Source organism: Rhizobium sp. P1_C7 (assembly GCF_056406295.1).
Genome location: NZ_JBFUAL010000012.1, coordinates 66,503 through 85,799, shown reverse-complemented (window position 1 = coordinate 85,799; position 19,297 = coordinate 66,503). Strand labels below are relative to the sequence as shown.

Sequence of the window (19,297 nt, the reverse complement as noted above, 5' to 3'; positions counted from 1 at the left end):
AGGTATTGAACGAAACGGCCAGTCAGCCTGCAATCTGTCGTCGGAGTTCGAGCGGGGTGAGCGTTGAAATCTCACGGACCTCGCGGTTCATGTGAGCCTGGTCCGCATAGCCTGCCGCCACGGCCAGCATGGCAAGGGACTGGCTCACCTCTTGACCGCAAAGGCCAAGCAGCGTCTGGAAACGGCGGATCCTTGTCAACGTCTTGGCGCCATAGCCGAAGTGATGGAGGCAGTGACGGCGGAACTGGCGTTCGCTCACGTCCAGGTCAGAGATCAGGGCACGCGTGTTGATGCCTGACGCCGCGTTTCTGCCGGACCTTGCAAAGATGTGAGCTATCGCTTTTGAAGGAGGCACGTGATCGATGGCGCGCTTCTGCAAGTCCCCGGCGAGGACGCGCAGGCGTCCCGGAGCGTCGGCGCAATCCGTCAGACGGGCGTTTAGCGCGGCTGCTTCCCGTCCCCATAGTTCCGCGAGGTCGATGCTGCAGCCGACGATTTCGCAGAGCGGCAATCCGAGCCAGTCGGCTGCCGCGCCAGGTGCAAAACGGATGCCGACTATCTTGGCACCGCCGCCGATAGGCGGGAAGGCGCTGGTGCGGTCAGGGCCGGCAACGAGGAGCCGGCCGTCCATCCAGACGATGTCGCAGTAGCCATCCGGAACGATCGCTACTGTGCGGGATAGCCCATCATCGAGCTCGTGCGACCAAAGGCAGTGAAAATGTGGCTTGAGGGCAGGTGATGGCGCGAACTCGGCGTAGCGGCCCGCACGTGCAGCCAGGATCGCTCCAGGTTCTCGCTTTCGGCGGGTCATTCGTCCTCCTCCCACACGCGTCTTAGGCAATATGGTTCAATTCGCCGAGGACGCAATACGAGTCCATTCGAGCCCGAATCGAACTTGCCGTTTTGGCAATTGAGTGCCACAACACCGATCCAAAATGACTCACCGGAGGTTTATCGTGGAAAAGGCAGAAATCGGGCTGATCGGCCTTGCCGTCATGGGTTCCAACCTGGCGCTCAACATCGCGGAAAAAGGCAACAAGATTGCGGTGTTCAACCGCACGCCTGAAAAAACGGATGAATTCTACGAAAGCGCCGGCGATCTCAAGAAGCAGATCATTCCCTGCAAGACAATCGAGGAATTCGTCGAGGCGATCCGCCCGCCGCGTCCCATCATCATCATGATCAAGGCCGGCGAGGCCGTGGACCAGCAGATGGAACTACTGCGTCCGCACCTGTCTAAGGGCGACATCATGATCGACGCCGGCAACGCCAACTTCCGCGACACCATTGCGCGCTTCGACCGTCTTAAGAATACGGACCTGACCTTCATCGGCATGGGTGTATCGGGCGGCGAGGAAGGTGCGCGCCACGGTCCTTCGATCATGGTGGGCGGCACGGAAGATTCTTGGAGGCGCGTCGAGAAGGTGCTGACCTCGATTGCCGCCAAGTACAAGGGCGATCCGTGCGTCGCATGGCTCGGCAATGACGGCGCCGGCCATTTCGTCAAGACGATCCACAACGGCATCGAATATGCCGACATGCAGATGATCGCCGAAATTTATGGCATCCTGCGCGACGGCCTCGGCAAGAGCTCCAAGGACATCAGCGGCATCTTCGGAGAATGGAACAAGGGTCGCCTGAATTCCTACCTGATCGAGATTTCCGAGAAGGTCCTGGCGGCAACCGACCCGGTCTCCGGCGGTTCGATGGTCGACATGATCCTCGACAAGGCAGGCCAGAAGGGCACCGGCAAGTGGTCGGCGATCGAAGCGCAGAACATGGGCATTCCGGCGACCGCGATCGAAGCGGCTGTTGCTGCCCGCAGCATCTCGTCCATGAAGAGCGAGCGCGAAGCGGCCGAGAAGATTTTCGGCACGCCGAAATACGACTTCCCGATCGCTTATGGGCCGGAACTCAACAAGGATCTGGAGCTGGCACTCTTTGCCGCCAAGATCGGTGCCTATGCGCAGGGCTTTGCGGTCATGGCTGAGGCGTCGCGCGAGTTCAACTGGTCGCTGCCGATGCCCACGATCGCCAAGATCTGGCGTGACGGCTGCATCATTCGCTCGCAGTTCCTCGATGAGATCACGTCCGCTTTCACAAAGGCACCCGATGTGGCCAACCTGATCGTGACACCGGCCTTCTCCGAGATGGTCAAGGAGTCGCTTCCGGCGCTTCGCCGTGTCGTTGCCGCCGCCCTGCAGGCTGGCCTGCCGGTACCTGCACTGACCTCGGCGCTGACCTATTTCGACGCCTACCGCCAGGGCCGCGGTACTGCCAACCTGATCCAGGCGCAGCGCGACTTCTTCGGCGCGCATGGCTTCGACCGCCTTGACGGCAAGGACTTCCATCACGGCCCATGGGGCAGCGGTGCATCGACCTTCTAAGCCTTCCTTCCCAACGAAATCAGCCGGGCCATTGGTCCGGCTGACAGTCAACAGGACCATAGCTGCCTTTCGCGCCGCCCGACGATTGCCGCAGCGAAGGCCAATGCCAGTTCAGAACTGGATGGCGGCAACCGGACGCACGATGATCCTGGCAGTACCGGCGTCGAAGTCGTCCAGTGTTTCGTTGTGATGAGCGACGATGTCGGCAAATGTCAGCGTCTCGGAATCAGCAGTCATGTGTCCGTCGCCCACCAGCGTCACGTCATAGCCGAGCGACACGGCGCGCCGGACGGTGGTGTCGACGCAGAACTGCGTCATGCATCCGCCGACAACGAGATGGGTGACGGACTTTTCCTTGAGTCGATCTTCCAGGTCAGTTTCGAAGAATGAATCCGAGCTCCGTTTGTGGACGACCACGTCGCCTTCTGCGGGCGCGAGCTCCGGTCGAATTTCCCAGCCGACGGTGCCAAATGCCAGGCGATGATCGGCATTGCCATCATGCTGAACGAGGACGACCGGCGCGCCCTGCAGCCGCGCCAGTTCCCTAAGCGCGCGAAGACGCTTGACCGTCGCGCTCAGCGCTGACTCGATGAGCGGTTGACGTTCTGGCGTTCCTTTCCCGGCGAGGATTGCATTCTGGACGTCGATGATGAGCAGGGCTTTCGTCATGTGCCTCCTTCGCAATCGGTATGGTTGTTGTCAGCTGGCGGCGGCGTGAGCTCAGGCCAAGCGCCCTATTTGTCGCGCTGCCGCCACACCGGCTGGCTGATGCTCTGGAGCAGTTCCGGTTCGACGCCGTCGATCCTGGCGATGACGGCCTTGGCCATTTCGCGGCCGGCATGGCGGACGTCTTCGTAAACGGTGATGATCTCGGGCCTTATCCAGTTTAGGATCGGTGCCGATTCCTTGGAGACCATATCCACGTCATGTCCGAGCCGTCTGCCGGCTGCCTCGATGCCGGCGTTGACGGCGATCGCAGCGCTTCCGGCAGAACACACGATGCCATCGGGGGCGTTCGCAGAGCGCATCATGGCTTCGACCGCGTTGCGGATTTCTTCGAGAGGGGTGTCGATCGTAACGCGCAGCGGCACTTCCTCGGCGCCGTAGTCGTGCAGGCCGGTCTGAAAGCCTATCCGCGTGTGCGTGTAGTATGTCAGCTTGCTTGGCGGTTGGAGGAGGGCGATGCGCTTTCGCCCTCTGGCGACCAGTTTTTCCACGGCCTGGTAGGCAAAGGCCTCATTGTCGAAGTCGTGAAACGGATGAACCTGTCCGGCATCCGTCCTCCCGTGCGTGGCAAAGGGCATGTTGCGCTCCGTCAGCAGCCTGACGCGGGGGTCGTCGGGCTCGATGCGGGAGATAATGACGCCGTCTGCCGAACCGGTATCGAGGATGTAGCGCACCGGCAGCATAGGGTCCTTGCTATGCGAATGTGGGGTGACGACGATGTGATAGGGCGTGCCGCTCAGGACTTCAGATATGCCGAACACCATCTGGCTGCTGAAGCCCATGATCTCTTCGTCGATGCTCAGGACGAGGGCGATGACGTTGGTCTTGCCTGTTCTCAGGCGCACGCCGGCCCTGTTCGGCTGATAGCCGAGCTGGCGGGCGACCATGCGGACGCGCTCCTTGGTCTCCGCGCCTATGTCGGGCGCGTCCTTGAGGGCGCGGGACACCGTGGTCACACCAAGGCCGGTCATGAAAGCGATTGTCTTCAGTGTTGGCCGTTCGCGCGTTGCCTCAGCCACCGCTCCCCCCAAATTCCCTTTGTTTTCCATCCCTCTAGGCCGTCCTGTGCGATTTTGGTTCGCTTATAGATGCTTTTCGAAGCGCTGTAAGCACGAAGTCCGTAAAAGCCGCTCCTCCCGTAAGATCCAAAATCTGTAACGATACAGTAGAAATGTCGAGCGCTTTTTCCGAGGTATAAGTGGCTTTCACTCGCAATGATTGAATCTCGGATTTATGCCCGTATTTTTTGCGAGTGCGAAAAGATTGAAATCAAGATGCTTCCGGAGATTTAAATAACTGATAGGTATATCAGATAGTTGATGTCAGTGTGCGGTTGCACACTCCACTGCTTGACGTCGTCTCACCTCGCTATGGAACTGAGCGTTATGACAGGCATTGGTAGCAAACGACGCAGGAAAACAAAATTTTCGGAGAGGGCTGTTGCGCGAAAATATCGATTGAACTAAGTTTTTCCGGCAACGTTTCAGTGAGGGAGGAAAACTCATGAAGTTCCGTTTGATGGCGGCTGCGCTTGCCGCTTCCGTCGTGCTGCCGCTTGGTGCGGCAAGTGCGACCGATCTCGAAGTAACCCATTGGTGGACGTCCGGCGGCGAAGCTGCTGCCGTGGCCGAACTGGCCAAGGCGTTCGACGCCACCGGCAACCACTGGGTCGATGGGGCAATTGCCGGCTCCGGCGGCACCGCGCGTCCGATCATGGTCAGCCGCATCACCGGCGGCGATCCGATGGGCGCCACACAGTTCAACCATGGCCGTCAGGCCGAAGAATTGGTTCAGTCCGGCCTGATGCGCGACCTGACCGATGTCGCCACTCAGGAGCACTGGAAAGATCTCATTCGTCCGGCAAGCCTGCTCGATTCATGCACGATCGACGGCAAGATCTATTGCGCTCCGGTCAACATTCACTCCTGGCAGTGGCTGTGGCTTTCGAACGCAGCCTTCAAGAAGGCCGGCGTCGCGGTGCCCAAGAACTGGGATGAATTCGTCGCTGCAGCACCGGCGCTCGAAAAGGCCGGCATCGTGCCGCTCGCCGTTGGTGGTCAGCCATGGCAGGCCGCTGGTGCGTTCGACGTGCTGATGGTCGCCATCGCCGGCAAGGACGTCTTCCAGAAGGTCTTCGGCGACAAGGATGCTGAAGTGGCTGCAGGCCCGGACATTGCCAAGGTCTTTAAGGCTGCCGACGATGCGCGCAAGATGGCCAAGGGCTCGAACGTGCAGGATTGGAACCAGGCAACGAACTTGGTCATCACCGGCAAGGCCGGCGGCCAGATCATGGGCGACTGGGCGCAGGGCGAATTCGCTCTGGCTGGCCAGAAGGCCGGTACGGACTACACCTGCCTTCCGGGCCTCGGTGTCAACGAAGTGATCTCGACGGGCGGCGACGCCTTCTACTTCCCGCTGCTCAAGGACGCAGAAAAGTCCAAGGCTCAGGAAGTTCTTGCCAAGACACTTCTCGATCCGAAGACACAGGTTGCCTTCAACCTCAAAAAGGGCTCGCTGCCTGTTCGTGGTGACGTCGATCTAGCTGCGGCTAACGACTGCATGAAGAAGGGTCTCGAAATCCTCAAGGCGGGCAACGTCGTGGCGGGCACTGACCAGCTGCTGTCTGCGGATAGCCAGAAGCAGAAGGAAGACCTCTTCTCCGAGTTCTTCGCGAACCCTTCGATGACGCCTGAGGCGGCACAGAAGCGCTTCGCCGAGATCATCGCGTCTGCCGATTGATCGTCTACTCCTTGGCTGTTGCGATCCGGCTCCCTTACGGGAGCCGGATTTTCCGGAATTCCGGCTTGTGACAGCGCTCTTCAGGTGGTTTCGTCGTGACGTTCGCGACTTGCGGCTGGCCTGGGAGATGGGAAGGCAGAGAGGCGTCCAGCCTTGGTCCGCCGCTCGCGATCACAGAAGCATTTGCGTTTCAGGAGGAGCTACAATGACGGGTCAAGCGAAAGCAGGCCGGCCAAATCAGTTGCTACGCAATCTGAACTCTAAAATTGCATCCATCCCGATGATCCTTACCGCCATGGTTATCTTTCTCGGCGGCACACTCTGGACGGTGTTTTATTCCTTCACCAACTCGAAGCTGCTGCCAAGGCTGAGCTTCGTTGGCTTCGACCAATACAAGCGCCTTTGGGCGGCGCCGCGGTGGATCATTTCCATCGAGAATCTTGCCCTCTACGGCATCCTTTCCCTGATCTTCAGCCTGGTAATCGGCTTCGTTCTGGCCGCCCTGATGGATCAGAAGATTCGTTTCGAGAATGCGTTCCGGACGATTTTCCTATACCCCTTCGCGCTCTCGTTCATTGTGACTGGCCTCGTCTGGCAGTGGGTGCTCAATCCTGAGTTCGGCATTCAGTCGGTCGTGCGTTCGCTCGGTTGGACGAGCTTCACCTTCGATCCGCTCTATACACCAAGCATCGTCATTTACGGGGTTCTGATCGCGGCGCTTTGGCAGGGCACCGGGCTCGTGATGTGCCTGATGCTCGCGGGCCTTCGCGGCATCGACGAGGACATCTGGAAGGCGTCGCGCGTCGATGGCATACCGATGTGGAAGACCTATCTCTTCATCGTCATTCCGATGATGCGTCCGGTGTTCATCACCACGCTGGTCATCATCGCCAGCGGCATCGTCAAGGTCTACGACCTCGTGGTGGCGCAGACGAGCGGCGGCCCCGGCATTTCGTCGGAAGTTCCCGCCAAGTACGTCTACGACTACATGTTCCAGGCGCAGAATCTCGGTCAAGGCTTCGCGGCCTCGACAATGATGCTTGTAACGGTCGCCATCATCATCGTGCCCTGGGCATATCTGGAATTCGGGGGAGGGCGTAAGCGTGCCTGATGCCATTGCTCTCAAGAATACGGATACCGGCGCCGTGACGGAGAAGACATTCTCCGGGCCGAGCGGTCCGAAGCCGAAGCGGGTGATATCCCCGCGCAACATCATGCTCTATGGCGCGCTTTTCGTCGCTGCCGCCTACTACCTCCTGCCGCTCTACGTGATGATCGTCACGTCGCTGAAGGGAATGCCAGAGATCCGTCTTGGCAACATCTTCTCGCCACCTGTCGAGATCACCTTCGAACCGTGGGTCAAGGCTTGGGCAACGGCCTGCACGGGTCTCAATTGCGACGGCCTGTCGCGCGGCTTCTGGAACTCGGTGCGCATTACCGTTCCCTCGGTGGTTGTCTCGATCGCAATCGCTTCCGTGAACGGCTATGCGCTCGCCAACTGGCGCTTCAAGGGATCGGAACTGTTCTTCTCGATCCTCGTGATCGGTGCATTCATTCCCTATCAGGTGATGATCTATCCGATCGTTATCGTGCTGCGCGAATTGGGAATATACGGGACCCTGACCGGCCTCATCATCGTGCACAGCATCTTCGGCATGCCGATCCTGACACTGCTCTTCCGGAACTATTTCGCATCCTTGCCGCAGGAGCTTTTCAAGGCGGCGCGCATCGATGGGGCGGGCTTCTGGCAGATCTTCCTGAAGATTATGGTGCCGATGTCGCTGCCGATCTTCGTGGTCGCCATGATCCTGCAGGTCACGGGCATCTGGAACGACTTCCTCTTCGGTGTCGTCTTCACCAGGCCCGAGTACTATCCGATGACCGTGCAGCTCAACAACATCGTCAACTCTGTCCAGGGCGTGAAGGAATACAACGTCAACATGGCCGCAACGATCCTTACGGGTCTGGTGCCGCTGGTTGTCTATTTCGTGTCGGGACGACTTTTCGTCCGCGGCATTGCCGCTGGCGCAGTGAAAGGCTGATCCATGAATTCGAGCGTTTCCATCAAAGATCTTTCGTTGAACTTCGGCGCTGTCAATGTTCTCAAGGATCTCAATCTCGAGATCAACGACGGCGAGTTCCTCGTGCTGCTCGGCTCTTCCGGTTGCGGCAAGTCGACTTTGCTCAACTGCATCGCCGGTCTGCTTGATGCGTCGGACGGCCAGATCTTCATCAAGGGAAAGAACGTCACCTGGGAAGAACCCAAGGACCGCGGTATCGGCATGGTGTTCCAGTCCTATGCGCTCTATCCGCAGATGACGGTCGAGAAGAACCTGTCGTTCGGCCTGCAGGTCGCCAAAATTCCGCAGCCTGAGATCGACAAACGCGTGGCCCGCGCTGCCGAGATCCTTCAGATCCAGACGCTTCTGAAGCGCAAACCGGCCGAACTTTCCGGCGGCCAACGTCAGCGTGTCGCGATCGGGCGTGCGCTGGTGCGCGATGTCGACGTGTTCCTCTTCGACGAGCCGCTATCGAACCTCGACGCCAAGCTGCGTTCGGAGCTGCGTGTCGAAATCAAGCGTCTGCATCAGTCGCTGAAAAATACGATGATCTACGTCACGCACGACCAGATCGAGGCACTGACGCTTGCTGACCGTATCGCGATCATGAAGAGCGGCATCATCCAGCAGCTCGCCGATCCGACGACGATCTACAACAAGCCGCACAATCTGTTCGTGGCAGGTTTCATCGGTTCGCCGTCAATGAACTTCCTGCGCGGCGAGATCGCCAGGCAGGGCGACCAGACGGTGTTCACCGCCAACGGCGTGAATTTCTCGGTCGACGCCTATGGGACGAGCGAGCCGTTGCAGGCTGGCCGCAAGGTCATACTTGGTGTCCGGCCGGAACATGTGAAGGTCAACGAGAACCTCGGCGCGGAAGTGCATGATGCGACTGTCGATATCGAGGAGCCGATGGGCGCCGACAATCTGCTCTGGCTGAAACATGCCGGTCATACGATGTCGGTGCGCATCAACGGTTCCCGCCGCTTCAACCCCGGATCGCGTGTCAAGCTCGGCTTCGACATGTCGCTGGCTTCGATCTTCGACGCCGAAACGGAACTTCGCCTCTAGAAATCGCAATGCGGGTGAAGCCGAAAATGCTTCGCCCGTTCTTCTAATCGGCCATCTGGCCTGCCAAATTCGGTCGCACCCCGGTTGTCCGGGTTCTCCCAAGAGCGGCCTGATCGGGACAATGCTATGACATCCTTGCCCACCAACGGCTTCAACCTCGACCTTTCCGGCTCGTGGCAGCTCACCTCCATAGATGGTGAAATCGTCACGCAGATCACCCTGCCGGGTGATGTTCACTCGGCGCTGCACGCCGCCAAGCTTATTCCCGATCCGTATTTCGGCCGGAACGAAGAGGTGGTGCAGTGGGTGGCGCATCGCGATTGGGCAATAGAACGCAGCTTCACGCTGTCGGAACCGGATGGCGACTGGTACCTTGATATCGATTATCTCGATACCATCGCTGCCATCTTCATCAACGGTTCGCCGGCTCTGCTCACGGATAACAGCTTTCGGCGCTACCGCCCTGATGTCAGCACCCACATCAAGGCCGGCGACAACGTCATCCGCGTCATTCTGCATTCGAGCATTGCGGCCGGCGCCGACCGGCAGGCCAAGCAACCCTTCTATATTCCCTATTCGACGGGCAATTCACCGATCGCCAACGGCAACATGCTGCGCAAGCCGCAGTGCCATTTCGGCTGGGACTGGAACATCGCGATTGCGCCGTTGGGCCTCTACGGCACGATCGCGCTACGCAAGCTCGAAACCGCACGCATCGAACACGTCACGACCCGACAGGTGCACAATCTCAACGGCTCGGTGGATCTGCAGGTCAGTGCAACGCTGTTTGCCAAGGACCCTGGTATCGTCCCCGTGCATTTTTCGCTCGACGGCGAGCGCGTGCGCCTCGACGTTGGCGTCGCCGCCGGTGAAACGGTGGTGAACCACGTTTTTCAGATCGACAAGCCCCGTCTGTGGTGGCCCACAGGGAGCGGTGAGCAGGCGCTCTATACGTTGACCGTGGATCTGCCGTCGGATGTGCTGACCAAGCAGATCGGTCTTCGCACCGTCGAACTCATCACAACGCCGGATGCAGCGGGCAGCCGTTTTGCGCTCAAGATGAACGGCCACGAAATCTTCTGCCGCGGCGCCAACTGGATCCCGGCGGATGCACTTTTCTCGCGGTCGAGCCCCGAGAAAACCGAGGATCTGTTGCAGTCTGCCAGGGCTGCAAACATGAACATGATCCGCGTCTGGGGAGGGGGCTTCTACGAGCATGATGGTTTCTACGACCTTTGCGATCGCCTCGGCCTGCTGGTATGGCAGGATTTCATGTTCGCCTGCAATCTTTACCCATCCACCGAGGATTTCCTCGATAACGTTGCGCTCGAAGTCGACTATCAGGTCCGGCGCCTTTCCTCGCATCCGTCGATAGCGCTATGGTGCGGCGACAACGAGCTGGTCGGTGCGCTGACATGGTTCGATGAATCGAAGAAGGATCGCGACCGCTACCTCGTCTCCTACGATCGTCTCAACCGGACGATCGAGCAGGCGATGAAGAAAGCGGCGCCCGACGCCATCTGGTGGCCGTCGAGCCCGGCGTCCGGCTATCTCGATTTTGGCGACGCCTGGCATGCCGACGGTTCCGGCGACATGCACTACTGGTCCGTCTGGCACGAGAACAAATCCTTCGACAATTACCGCTCGGTGCGCCCGCGCTTCTGCTCGGAATTCGGCTTCCAGTCCTACACCTCGCTGCCCGTCATCAAGACCTATGCAGACGCCAAGGACATGAACGTCGCGTCGCCCGTCATGGAGTTGCACCAGAAGAACGCCGGCGGCAACGAGCGCATCGCCGGCACGATGTTCCGCTACTTCCGCTTCCCCAAGGACTTTCCGAATTTCGTCTATCTGAGCCAGATCCAGCAGGGACTGGCGATCAAGACGGCGGTTGAGTACTGGCGGTCGCTGAAGCCCCATTGCATGGGCACCATCTACTGGCAGCTGAACGACACCTGGCCGGTCGCTTCCTGGTCGAGCCTCGATTACGGCGGCCGCTGGAAGGCGATGCACTATCTGGTGAAGCGGTTCTTCCAGCCGGTGGCAGTTGCGGCCATTCCTTCTGAAGACGGCAAGGCGATCAGCTTTTCTTTGGTCAACGACACGCTTGGCGAGGTAAGCGTCGATCTCTCGATCTCGAGCATCGACATGAAGGGTGAGCGCAAGCATCTGAAGGATGTGCAGGCGGTCTGCAGCCCGGACGCGGCCGTCACTGCGGCTTCCGTCGATGTCGCCGACCTGCCTGCGGGCACGCTGCTTGCCTGGCGTTTCACGGCGTCGAACGGCATGGGTGGCGAGGGGCACTACGTGCACGGCACCTACAAGGCGCTGGAACTCGAGCCTGCCGGCCTCATGGTCACGCATGAGTATGTGGAGGAGGATGGCTCCGTCTGTATCAACGTCACCGCCAAGGGACTTGCGCTCTTCGTGATGATCGAGACCGACACCGACGGCAAATACTCCGACAACGCCTTCGATCTTGCGGCGGGTGAAACGCGCCGCATCACCTTCACCCCGGCAAAATCGCTCGAGAGCGGAGTGCTGCCGGAATTCCGTTTCTACGACCTGCAATCCTGCCAGTCGGTGGATCAATCCTGATTGAAATGCAATGGGCACGCGGCCCGAGGAGGACAATATGACAAAACTCAGTTTTCAGCTTTATAGCGCGCGCAATTTTCAGCCCTATTCGGCAATCTTCGAAAAGCTCGGCAAGGCCGGCTACCAGGAGGTCGAAGGCTTCGGGGGCATCTACGCCGATCTGGACGACGCCGGGCTGAAGAGCCTGCGCGCCGATCTCGACAAGAACGGCCTCGTCATGGCGACCGGCCACTTCAGCCCTGACTTTCTCGATGGCGAAGTCCAGAAGTCGCTGAACATTGCCAAGGTGCTCGGCATGGATTCGATCTATGCACCGCATCTGGCCTCTGACGAGCGCCCGACGGACGGTGCCGGCTGGCTCGCATTCGGCAAGCGCCTGCAAGAGATGAGCAAGCCGTACAAGGACGCCGGCTACGAGTTCGGCTGGCACAATCACGACTTCGAGTTCGTGAAGCTCGCGGACGGTTCGCTGCCGATCGAGCGTATCTTCGAAGGTGCGCCGGATATTTCCTGGGAGGCGGATATCGCCTGGGTCGTCCGCGGTGGCGCCGATCCCTTCGCCTGGATCGAGAAGCTTGGGAGCCGTATCACGTCCATCCACGTCAAGGACATCGCGCCGGCTGGCGAGAACAAGAACGAAGACGGCTGGGCCGATGTCGGTCATGGTACCGTTGCGTGGTCGAAGCTGATCGCCGCGCTGAAGGGAACCAAAGCCAAGCACTACGTCGTTGAACACGATAACCCGAGCGATATCGACCGTCTGATCACCCGCTCGATCGCATCCTTCAAGACTTACTGAGGCACACCATGACCAAGGAACTTGGCGTCGGCATCATCGGATGCGGCAACATCTCCACGACTTATTTCTCCCTTTCGCCTCTCTTCAAGGGGCTCAAGGTGCTGGCTTGCGCAGATCTCAACGTGCAGGCCGCCCAAGCCCGTGCTGAAGAGTACGGCGTCAAGGCGCAGACGATCGACGAGCTTCTCGCCAATGACGAGCTCGATGTCATCGTCAACCTGACGATCCCGGATGCGCATTTCCCTGTTTCGAAGGCGATCCTCGAAGCCGGCAAGCACGTCTATTCGGAAAAGCCGCTCGTGCTCACGCTGGAGCAGGGCGAGGAGTTGCGTAGCATAGCCAAGGCGAAGAACCTCTCCGTCGGCTGCGCACCGGATACGTTCCTCGGCGGCGCACACCAGCTCGCCCGCAAATATGTGGACGAGGGCGGTATCGGCCGCATCACCTCGGGCGCCTGCTACGTCATGAGCCCAGGCATGGAAATGTGGCATCCGAACCCGGACTTCTTCTTCCTGCCGGGCGGGGGGCCGATTCTCGATCTCGGCCCTTACTACATCGCCAACCTGATCAACCTGATCGGCCCGGTCAAGCGCGTCGGCGCCATGACGTCCATGGCATCGGAAACCCGCACGATCACCAGCCAGCCGCGCAACGGCGAGACCATCCCGGTGAAGACGCCGACGACGATCCAGGCGATCCTCGAATTCGTCAGCGGGGCGACGGTCACGCTGACGGCCAGCTGGGACGTCTGGTCTCACCGCCACGCCAACATGGAGCTCTACGGCACCGACGGCTCGCTCTATGTGCCAGATCCGAACTTCTTCGGCGGGGTCGTCGAGGCCAGCGGCCGCGACAAGGAGATCAAGCCGCTTGAAGCATGGGATCATCCTTTTGGTATCTCCAACCAGGAGAGCCCGCAGGGACCGCGCGCAAATTACCGCACGGCCGGCCTTGCCGACATGGCGATGGCGATCATCGAAGGCCGTGACGCGCGCTGCTCGCTCGATCGCACGCTGCATGGCGTCGACGTCATGACGTCCATCCTGAAGTCGGGTGAAGAAGGCCGCTTCATCGACCTTACCACGACCTGCACCCAGCCTGCGGCGCTCGGGATCGAGGAAGCGCAGGCACTCTTGAAGTAAGCGACCAAAGGACTAATGTCCGGCGCGGGCGACGAGCCCGCGCGTTTTTGCTTAAGGGATAAGAATTATGAGCTGGCAACCGGCTTCCGACCGCTATTCGAAGATGAAGTATAATCGCACGGGCCGGTCCGGCCTGAAGCTGCCTGCCGTTTCGCTCGGTCTCTGGCACAACTTCGGTGGTGACACTCCCCATGACCGCAAGGTCGACATGTGCCGCACGGCCTTCGATCTCGGCATCACCCATTTCGACCTCGCCAATAATTACGGCCCGCCGCCAGGCAGCGCCGAAACCGCCTTCGGCGAAATCCTGCGCACCGAATTCGCCGGGCTGCGCGATGAGTTGATCATCTCGTCCAAGGCTGGCTACGACATGTGGCCGGGGCCCTACGGCGAGTGGGGCAGCCGCAAGTATCTGATCGCGTCCTGCGACCAGAGCCTGAAGCGCATGGGTCTCGACTATGTCGATATCTTCTATTCGCACCGCTTCGACCCGGATACCCCTCTGGAAGAGACTTGCGCGGCTCTCGATCACATCGTCCGCTCCGGTCGAGCGCTCTATGTCGGCATCTCGTCCTACAGCTCGCAGCGCACCCGCGAGGCGGCTGCGATCCTGAAAGACCTCGGTACACCCTGCCTGATCCACCAGCCGAGTTATTCCATGCTCAACCGCTGGGTCGAGGACGACAAGCTGCTCGATACGCTCGACGAGGTCGGCATGGGCTCGATCGTGTTCTCGCCGCTGGCGCAGGGCATGCTGACGACCAAGTATCTGGGCGGCATCCCGCAGGACAGCCGCGCTGCGCAGAACCACTTCCTCAAGAAGGATTTCATCCGTCCTTCGATCATCGACAATATCCGCAAGCTCAACGAGATTGCCGAGAAGCGCGGCCAGACGCTGGCGCAGATGGCGATTGCCTGGGTGCTGCGCGGCGATCGCGTGACGTCCGCGCTGATCGGCGCCAGCCGCTCGTCTCAGATCGTCGATTGCGTCAAGGCGCTCGACAATCTGGCGTTCACGCCCGACGAACTCAAGGAAATCGATGTCTATGCCCGCGAGGCGGACATCAATCTCTGGGCCAAGTCTGCGGAAATCGAATAGTCAAAGGCGCCCGGATGGATTTCCGGGCGTCCCTTATCCATGTTTTGATGTACGTGCCGCAAAATACGCGGGGCGTAGGGAGGAGACGCTATCATGATCCGCAACCCCATCCTGCCGGGATTCAATCCGGACCCGTCAATCTGCCGGGTCGGCGACGACTACTACATCGCGACCTCGACGTTCGAATGGTATCCCGGCGTGCAGATTCATCATTCGCGCGATCTCGTGAACTGGACGCTTGTGCGTCGCCCGCTGGAGCGAAAATCGCAGCTCGACATGCGCGGCAATCCCGACAGCTGTGGCGTTTGGGCGCCCTGCCTCTCCTATGCCGATGGGCTCTTCTGGCTGGTCTACACCGACGTCAAGCGCTTCGACGGCAACTTCAAGGACGCTCACAACTACATCGTCACGTCGCCTGACATCGAGGGCGAGTGGTCCGAACCGATCTACGTGAACTCCTCAGGCTTCGATCCGTCGCTCTTCCATGACGAGGATGGCCGCAAGTGGTTCCTCAACATGCAGTGGAACCACCGCACCGAAAGCTTCGGCGGCGCGCCGAAGTCGCCGGCCTTCGACGGCATTCTGCTGCAGGAGTGGGATGCCGGCACGAAGGCGCTGAAGGGTCCCATCAAAAACATCTTCGCCGGAAGTCCGTTGGGGCTCGTCGAAGGTCCCCATCTCTTCCGGCGCAACGGCTACTATTATCTGACTACGGCCGAGGGCGGCACCGGTTACGACCATGCCGTGACCATGGCGCGCTCGCGCAGCATCGAAGGTCCCTATGAGATGCATCCGAACATGCACCTCATAACCTCGAAGGATCATCCCGAGGCGGTGCTGCAAAGGGCAGGGCACGGGCAGTATGTCGAAACGCAGGACGGCCAGGTCTATCACACCCACCTCTGCGGCCGCCCGCTGCCGCCGAGGCGCCGCTGCACGCTGGGGCGCGAGACAAGCCTGCAGAAATGCCTCTGGAAGGAAGACGGCTGGCTCTATCTCGAAAATGGGACGACAGTGCCTGATGTCTCCGTGCAGGGACTGGATGGTGCCGTTCCCGTCGAACGGCCCACCCGGACCGAATACAGCTTCGATGGCGGCAAGCTGCCAGCCGACTTCCAATGGCTTCGCACGCCGCAGCCCGAGCGCATCTTCAACCTCACCGACCGTCCCGGCCATCTCCGGCTTATCGCCCGCGAAAGCGTCGGCTCGTGGTTCGAGCAGTCGCTGGTTGCCCGCCGCCAGGAGCATCACAGTTTCCGCGCCGAGACCGTTGTGGAGTTCGATCCGGACACCTATCAGCAGGCGGCCGGCCTAACGCACTACTACAATCGCCACAAGTTCCACGCTGTGGTGGTGACGCTGCACGAAAGGCTTGGCCGCTGTGTCACCATCCTGTCTTGCGACGGAGACTATCCGCACAGCCGCCTGAGTTTTCCGGCAGGCAGCGGCACTGCTCTTCCGGCCGAGGGGCGGGTGCAGCTTTCCATGGAAATCCGCGAGAACGACTTGCAGTTTTTCTGGCAGACGGAAGGCAAGGGTGCCTGGCAGGCGATCGGCCCGGTGCTTGATGCGGGCGTGGTTTCCGACGAAGGCGGACGCGGCGAGCATGGTTCGTTTACCGGGGCTTTCGCGGGCGTCGTGGCATTCGACACATCAGGCCGCGCTACGACGGCCGATTTCGACTGGTTCAACTACGAAGAGCTTTGATCGATCGGCGGCATCATCCGGGCACGCAGGTGATGCCGCATGTTCTAGTTTAATATATGGATTTAAGCATGTGTTGCAATTACATAAGTTTAATATAACTTTCAGTTTCGGTTCATCGTTTTGGACCTAGGTTCGGGGCGTGTTCAACACGAGGAGCCCCCATGAAACACCTCTTCACCGTCCTTCTTTCCGTTTCCTCCCTGGCCGCGCCACTGGTTGCTGCGACTGAGGCGAGCGCACAGGATCATCGCCGTCCTGTTGTCGTCGAGCATGACGTTTATGCGACGAATTACAAGTTGAACCGTGGCCATCGCATGACCCCGGCCGAGCGCCATCACATGCAGGAGGTTCGCGACTATCGTCGCTATCGTCTGTCGGCGCCGCCACGCGGCTATCGTTGGGTCCGCGTCGACAGCGACTACCTGCTGATCGGCAGCGCCAGCGGCGTGATTTCCAACATTGTCGTCGGGCGCTAACGGCCAAGACTGACAATCGGAGGGTGGCAAGAGCCGCCCTTTCTGCTTATGCGCCGTCCATCATGGTGACGAGGCCGGCCGCGCCGACAACAGCCGCTGGGCCATGCACTTGAACAGGCTGCCTGCGGTGGGCTCTGTTTGCGCTTGCGGCGATGCCTGCAATCCGTCGATCGGCGCAAGCGGCTCGCATTCCTCGCATAGGCAGCGATATGGTTTGATAGCGGGCATCTTCATGCCGCCCGATCTTCCCATCTTGCGAAGGGGTCCGGCAGGTTTCGCCATTTCTCGGGCGCGAAATTCTCCTCATCGATCAGACATGAATCGAGTTCGCTCCGGATCCAGATTTCGTTCATCGGGTCCGCACCGATGAAGACGATCTCCTGACGCCGATCGCCCCAGGTTGGGTCGAGGTAGGGTGAGATCGCGGTGAGGAAACGCTCGTCTTTTGGCCATTGCTCGCGCGGTACCGCGGCCCACCACAGTCCCATCCGGCTCGTTCGCACGATGGCGCCCGCCTGGCTGAGTTCCCCGACATGATGTGGCCGCGTGGCGAGCCAGAAGAAGCCCTTTGCGCGCACGACACCCGGCCAAGGGGTGTCGAGAAACTGTTGCAGCTTGTGCGGATCGAAGGGACGCTTCTCGCGGTAGACGAAGGAGCGGATGCCGTATTCCTCGGTCTCCGGCACATGGTCCTTGTAGCCATGCAGTTCCTTGTACCAGAGGGGATGTGTTCCGGCGCGGTCGATGTCGAAACGGCCGGTCCCAAGGACATCCATCAAGTCCACCTTGCCGAAATCGGCTTCGATGAGCCGCGCATCCGCATTGAGGCCGACGATGATCTGCCGCGCTGCTTCGCGTTCTGCTTTCGTTGCGGTGCCGATCTTGTTGAGGACGACGACGTCGGCGAATTCGATCTGCTCGACGAGCAGATCGACGACGGTGCGGTTGTCGCCGTCGCCGGCTGTGTCGCCACGCTCCGCCAGGAAGGCGGCGGAACCATAGTCGGCGAGCAGGTTGGCCGCGTCGACGACCGTCACCATGGTATCGAGCTGTGCGACATCGGAAAGGCTCATGCCGTCTTCGTCGCGGAATTCGAACGTGGTGGCGACAGGAAGCGGCTCGGCGATGCCAGTCGACTCGATCAGGAGATAATCGAAGCGACCCTGTTCGGCGAGTTGCCGAACCTCCTTCAGCAGATCGTCGCGCAGGGTGCAGCAGATGCAGCCGTTGGTCATCTCAACCAGCTGTTCCTCCGTCCGCGACAGGTTGGCGCCGCTTTCGCGCACGAGTGCGGCGTCGATGTTGACCTCGCTCATGTCGTTGACGATGACGGCAACCCGCATTCCCTTGCGGTTCGTCAGGACGTGATTGAGCAGGGTCGTCTTGCCAGCGCCGAGAAATCCGGAGAGGACAGTGACGGGCAGTTTCTTATCCACAGGAATCTCCTATATATGTTATATTATTACAAATTGGTTGTTAAAAAAAGGCGGACTGCGAGTCCACCTTTTTCGACGTTCAGCTTTCACGCGAAAGACAATCCTTCAAGCTATTGGCAATGCCGCGCATGAGGTTGAAGTAGAGATCGGGGCCGGCGTCGAGTGTTGCCGCTTCCGGATCGAGCACTCCGGGCTTTGCCTTCGTCCCTTCGATGACGACATCGACAAGGCGGGGCTGGAACTGCGGCTCTGCGAAGACGCAGGTGGCGCCGAGATCGGCAACCTTCTTGTGAATTTCCGATATGCGCTCGGCGCCTGGGATGGTTTCCGGGCTGACCGTGATGGAGCCGGCGACACGCACCTTGTAGCGATGTTCGAAATATTGATAGGCGTCGTGGAAGACGACGAAAGGCCTGTCTCTCACTGGTGAAACGATGCCGGCAATCTCCGTATCGAGCGCATCCAGCTTGTCGTCGAGTGCCTTGGCATTGGCCTCGTAGGACAGCGCGTTTGCTGGATCTGCCGCGACGAGCGTGGTTGTGATCTCGGCGGCCATGGCTTTGGCATTCATCGGGTCAAGCCAAAGATGCGTATCGAACGCACCGTGATCGTGATCGGCGCCCGAGTGATCATGCTCTTCGCCCTTATGCCCCCCGGCACCATGTACATCGTCGTCGTCATGCGGTTCGAAGGAGCCGCCTTCGCGGAACTTGAGCTTGGTCAGCGCCGGTGCTCGATCCAGCTCGGCAACCGTTGCACCCGAGCTCAGCGCTTCCAGCGGCTTTTCGAGAAATGCTTCGAGCCCCGGCCCGACCCAGAACACGACCTTGGCGTTTTGCAGGGCACGGGCGTTCGACGGCTTCATGGTGTAGGTGTGCGGCGATGCCGCGCCGTCGACGATCAGCTCCGGCGTGCCGACGCCCTGCATGATGGCCGACACCAGCGCATGGATCGGCTTGATCGAGGTGACGACGACTGGCGTCTCGGCTGTTCTGGCCGCCCCGGCAAAGAGGATCGCGGGGATTGCGAGAGAAAGGCCCGTCGCGAGTTTCATCAG

16 protein-coding genes are annotated in these 19,297 nt (G+C 60.1%); 11 read left to right on the top strand and 5 right to left on the bottom strand.

What is annotated here, in order from left to right:
- Positions 1 to 22: 22 nt before the first annotated feature.
- A complete protein-coding gene (locus AC1D2R_RS19675) occupies positions 23 to 811 on the bottom strand; it encodes a DUF6597 domain-containing transcriptional factor (RefSeq protein WP_477969560.1) in 789 nt (262 codons plus the stop codon).
- A gap of 124 nt (positions 812 to 935) precedes the next feature.
- Here AC1D2R_RS19675 and gndA point away from each other — a divergent pair, with 124 nt between their 5' ends.
- The gene (gndA, locus tag AC1D2R_RS19670; protein WP_477969559.1) at positions 936 to 2,387 is read left to right on the top strand and encodes an NADP-dependent phosphogluconate dehydrogenase; all 1,452 of its coding nucleotides are present in this window, start codon (positions 936 to 938) and stop codon (positions 2,385 to 2,387) included.
- A gap of 111 nt (positions 2,388 to 2,498) precedes the next feature.
- Here gndA and AC1D2R_RS19665 read toward each other — a convergent pair whose 3' ends face one another.
- Positions 2,499 to 3,056, bottom strand: a complete 558-nt coding sequence (locus AC1D2R_RS19665) for a cysteine hydrolase family protein (RefSeq protein WP_477969557.1) — start codon at positions 3,054 to 3,056, stop codon at positions 2,499 to 2,501.
- A gap of 65 nt (positions 3,057 to 3,121) precedes the next feature.
- Positions 3,122 to 4,162 (bottom strand): LacI family transcriptional regulator, encoded by a 1,041-nt coding sequence (locus AC1D2R_RS19660; RefSeq protein ID WP_477969555.1) that lies wholly within the window; start codon positions 4,160 to 4,162, stop codon positions 3,122 to 3,124.
- Positions 4,163 to 4,616: 454 nt separating this feature from the next.
- Here AC1D2R_RS19660 and AC1D2R_RS19655 point away from each other — a divergent pair, with 454 nt between their 5' ends.
- The 10 genes from AC1D2R_RS19655 (at position 4,617) to AC1D2R_RS19610 (ending at position 16,804) form a co-directional block, all read left to right on the top strand.
- The gene (locus AC1D2R_RS19655) at positions 4,617 to 5,852 is read left to right on the top strand and encodes an ABC transporter substrate-binding protein (RefSeq protein ID WP_477969553.1); all 1,236 of its coding nucleotides are present in this window, start codon (positions 4,617 to 4,619) and stop codon (positions 5,850 to 5,852) included.
- Between the two features lie 205 nt (positions 5,853 to 6,057).
- The gene (locus AC1D2R_RS19650) at positions 6,058 to 6,963 is read left to right on the top strand and encodes a carbohydrate ABC transporter permease (protein WP_477969551.1); all 906 of its coding nucleotides are present in this window, start codon (positions 6,058 to 6,060) and stop codon (positions 6,961 to 6,963) included.
- 4 nt (positions 6,964 to 6,967) lie between these two features.
- Complete coding sequence (locus tag AC1D2R_RS19645) at positions 6,968 to 7,894, top strand: carbohydrate ABC transporter permease (protein ID WP_477969741.1); 927 nt, start codon at positions 6,968 to 6,970, stop codon at positions 7,892 to 7,894.
- Positions 7,895 to 7,897: 3 nt separating this feature from the next.
- The gene (locus tag AC1D2R_RS19640) at positions 7,898 to 8,983 is read left to right on the top strand and encodes an ABC transporter ATP-binding protein (RefSeq protein WP_477969549.1); all 1,086 of its coding nucleotides are present in this window, start codon (positions 7,898 to 7,900) and stop codon (positions 8,981 to 8,983) included.
- Between the two features lie 126 nt (positions 8,984 to 9,109).
- A complete protein-coding gene (locus tag AC1D2R_RS19635; protein WP_477969547.1) occupies positions 9,110 to 11,581 on the top strand; it encodes a beta-mannosidase in 2,472 nt (823 codons plus the stop codon).
- A gap of 37 nt (positions 11,582 to 11,618) precedes the next feature.
- Positions 11,619 to 12,380, top strand: a complete 762-nt coding sequence (locus AC1D2R_RS19630; protein ID WP_477969545.1) for a sugar phosphate isomerase/epimerase family protein — start codon at positions 11,619 to 11,621, stop codon at positions 12,378 to 12,380.
- 8 nt (positions 12,381 to 12,388) lie between these two features.
- Positions 12,389 to 13,522, top strand: coding sequence for a Gfo/Idh/MocA family protein (locus AC1D2R_RS19625; RefSeq protein WP_477969543.1), 1,134 nt, complete (start codon positions 12,389 to 12,391; stop codon positions 13,520 to 13,522).
- A gap of 67 nt (positions 13,523 to 13,589) precedes the next feature.
- Positions 13,590 to 14,621: an L-glyceraldehyde 3-phosphate reductase gene (mgrA, locus tag AC1D2R_RS19620; protein ID WP_477969541.1), complete on the top strand. Its 1,032-nt coding sequence runs from the start codon at positions 13,590 to 13,592 to the stop codon at positions 14,619 to 14,621.
- Between the two features lie 93 nt (positions 14,622 to 14,714).
- Positions 14,715 to 16,328, top strand: a complete 1,614-nt coding sequence (locus tag AC1D2R_RS19615; RefSeq protein ID WP_477969540.1) for a glycoside hydrolase family 43 protein — start codon at positions 14,715 to 14,717, stop codon at positions 16,326 to 16,328.
- Between the two features lie 161 nt (positions 16,329 to 16,489).
- A complete protein-coding gene (locus AC1D2R_RS19610) occupies positions 16,490 to 16,804 on the top strand; it encodes an RcnB family protein (RefSeq protein ID WP_477969539.1) in 315 nt (104 codons plus the stop codon).
- A 230-nt stretch (positions 16,805 to 17,034) separates the two neighbouring features.
- On the opposite strand, the gene zigA is transcribed toward AC1D2R_RS19610, so the two are convergent.
- Both zigA and AC1D2R_RS19600 read right to left on the bottom strand, forming a co-directional pair.
- The gene (gene zigA, locus AC1D2R_RS19605; RefSeq protein WP_477969537.1) at positions 17,035 to 18,240 is read right to left on the bottom strand and encodes a zinc metallochaperone GTPase ZigA; all 1,206 of its coding nucleotides are present in this window, start codon (positions 18,238 to 18,240) and stop codon (positions 17,035 to 17,037) included.
- 79 nt (positions 18,241 to 18,319) lie between these two features.
- Complete coding sequence (locus tag AC1D2R_RS19600; protein ID WP_477969536.1) at positions 18,320 to 19,294, bottom strand: zinc ABC transporter substrate-binding protein; 975 nt, start codon at positions 19,292 to 19,294, stop codon at positions 18,320 to 18,322.
- Positions 19,295 to 19,297 lie beyond the last annotated feature (3 nt).

Excerpts from the sequence above, each read along its gene's own strand:
- AC1D2R_RS19665 (WP_477969557.1), bottom strand. The coding sequence starts at position 3,056 with ATGACGAAAGCCCTGCTCATCATCGACGTCCAGAATGCAATCCTCGCC.
- AC1D2R_RS19600 (WP_477969536.1), bottom strand. The coding sequence starts at position 19,294 with ATGAAACTCGCGACGGGCCTTTCTCTCGCAATCCCCGCGATCCTCTTT.
- AC1D2R_RS19655 (WP_477969553.1), top strand. The coding sequence starts at position 4,617 with ATGAAGTTCCGTTTGATGGCGGCTGCGCTTGCCGCTTCCGTCGTGCTG.
- AC1D2R_RS19635 (WP_477969547.1), top strand. The coding sequence starts at position 9,110 with ATGACATCCTTGCCCACCAACGGCTTCAACCTCGACCTTTCCGGCTCG.
- AC1D2R_RS19650 (WP_477969551.1), top strand. The coding sequence starts at position 6,058 with ATGACGGGTCAAGCGAAAGCAGGCCGGCCAAATCAGTTGCTACGCAAT.
- AC1D2R_RS19615 (WP_477969540.1), top strand. The coding sequence starts at position 14,715 with ATGATCCGCAACCCCATCCTGCCGGGATTCAATCCGGACCCGTCAATC.
- AC1D2R_RS19630 (WP_477969545.1), top strand. The coding sequence starts at position 11,619 with ATGACAAAACTCAGTTTTCAGCTTTATAGCGCGCGCAATTTTCAGCCC.
- gndA (WP_477969559.1), top strand. The coding sequence starts at position 936 with ATGACTCACCGGAGGTTTATCGTGGAAAAGGCAGAAATCGGGCTGATC.
- AC1D2R_RS19660 (WP_477969555.1), bottom strand. The coding sequence starts at position 4,162 with ATGGAAAACAAAGGGAATTTGGGGGGAGCGGTGGCTGAGGCAACGCGC.
- mgrA (WP_477969541.1), top strand. The coding sequence starts at position 13,590 with ATGAGCTGGCAACCGGCTTCCGACCGCTATTCGAAGATGAAGTATAAT.
- AC1D2R_RS19625 (WP_477969543.1), top strand. The coding sequence starts at position 12,389 with ATGACCAAGGAACTTGGCGTCGGCATCATCGGATGCGGCAACATCTCC.
- AC1D2R_RS19675 (WP_477969560.1), bottom strand. The coding sequence starts at position 811 with ATGACCCGCCGAAAGCGAGAACCTGGAGCGATCCTGGCTGCACGTGCG.
- AC1D2R_RS19640 (WP_477969549.1), top strand. The coding sequence starts at position 7,898 with ATGAATTCGAGCGTTTCCATCAAAGATCTTTCGTTGAACTTCGGCGCT.
- AC1D2R_RS19610 (WP_477969539.1), top strand. The coding sequence starts at position 16,490 with ATGAAACACCTCTTCACCGTCCTTCTTTCCGTTTCCTCCCTGGCCGCG.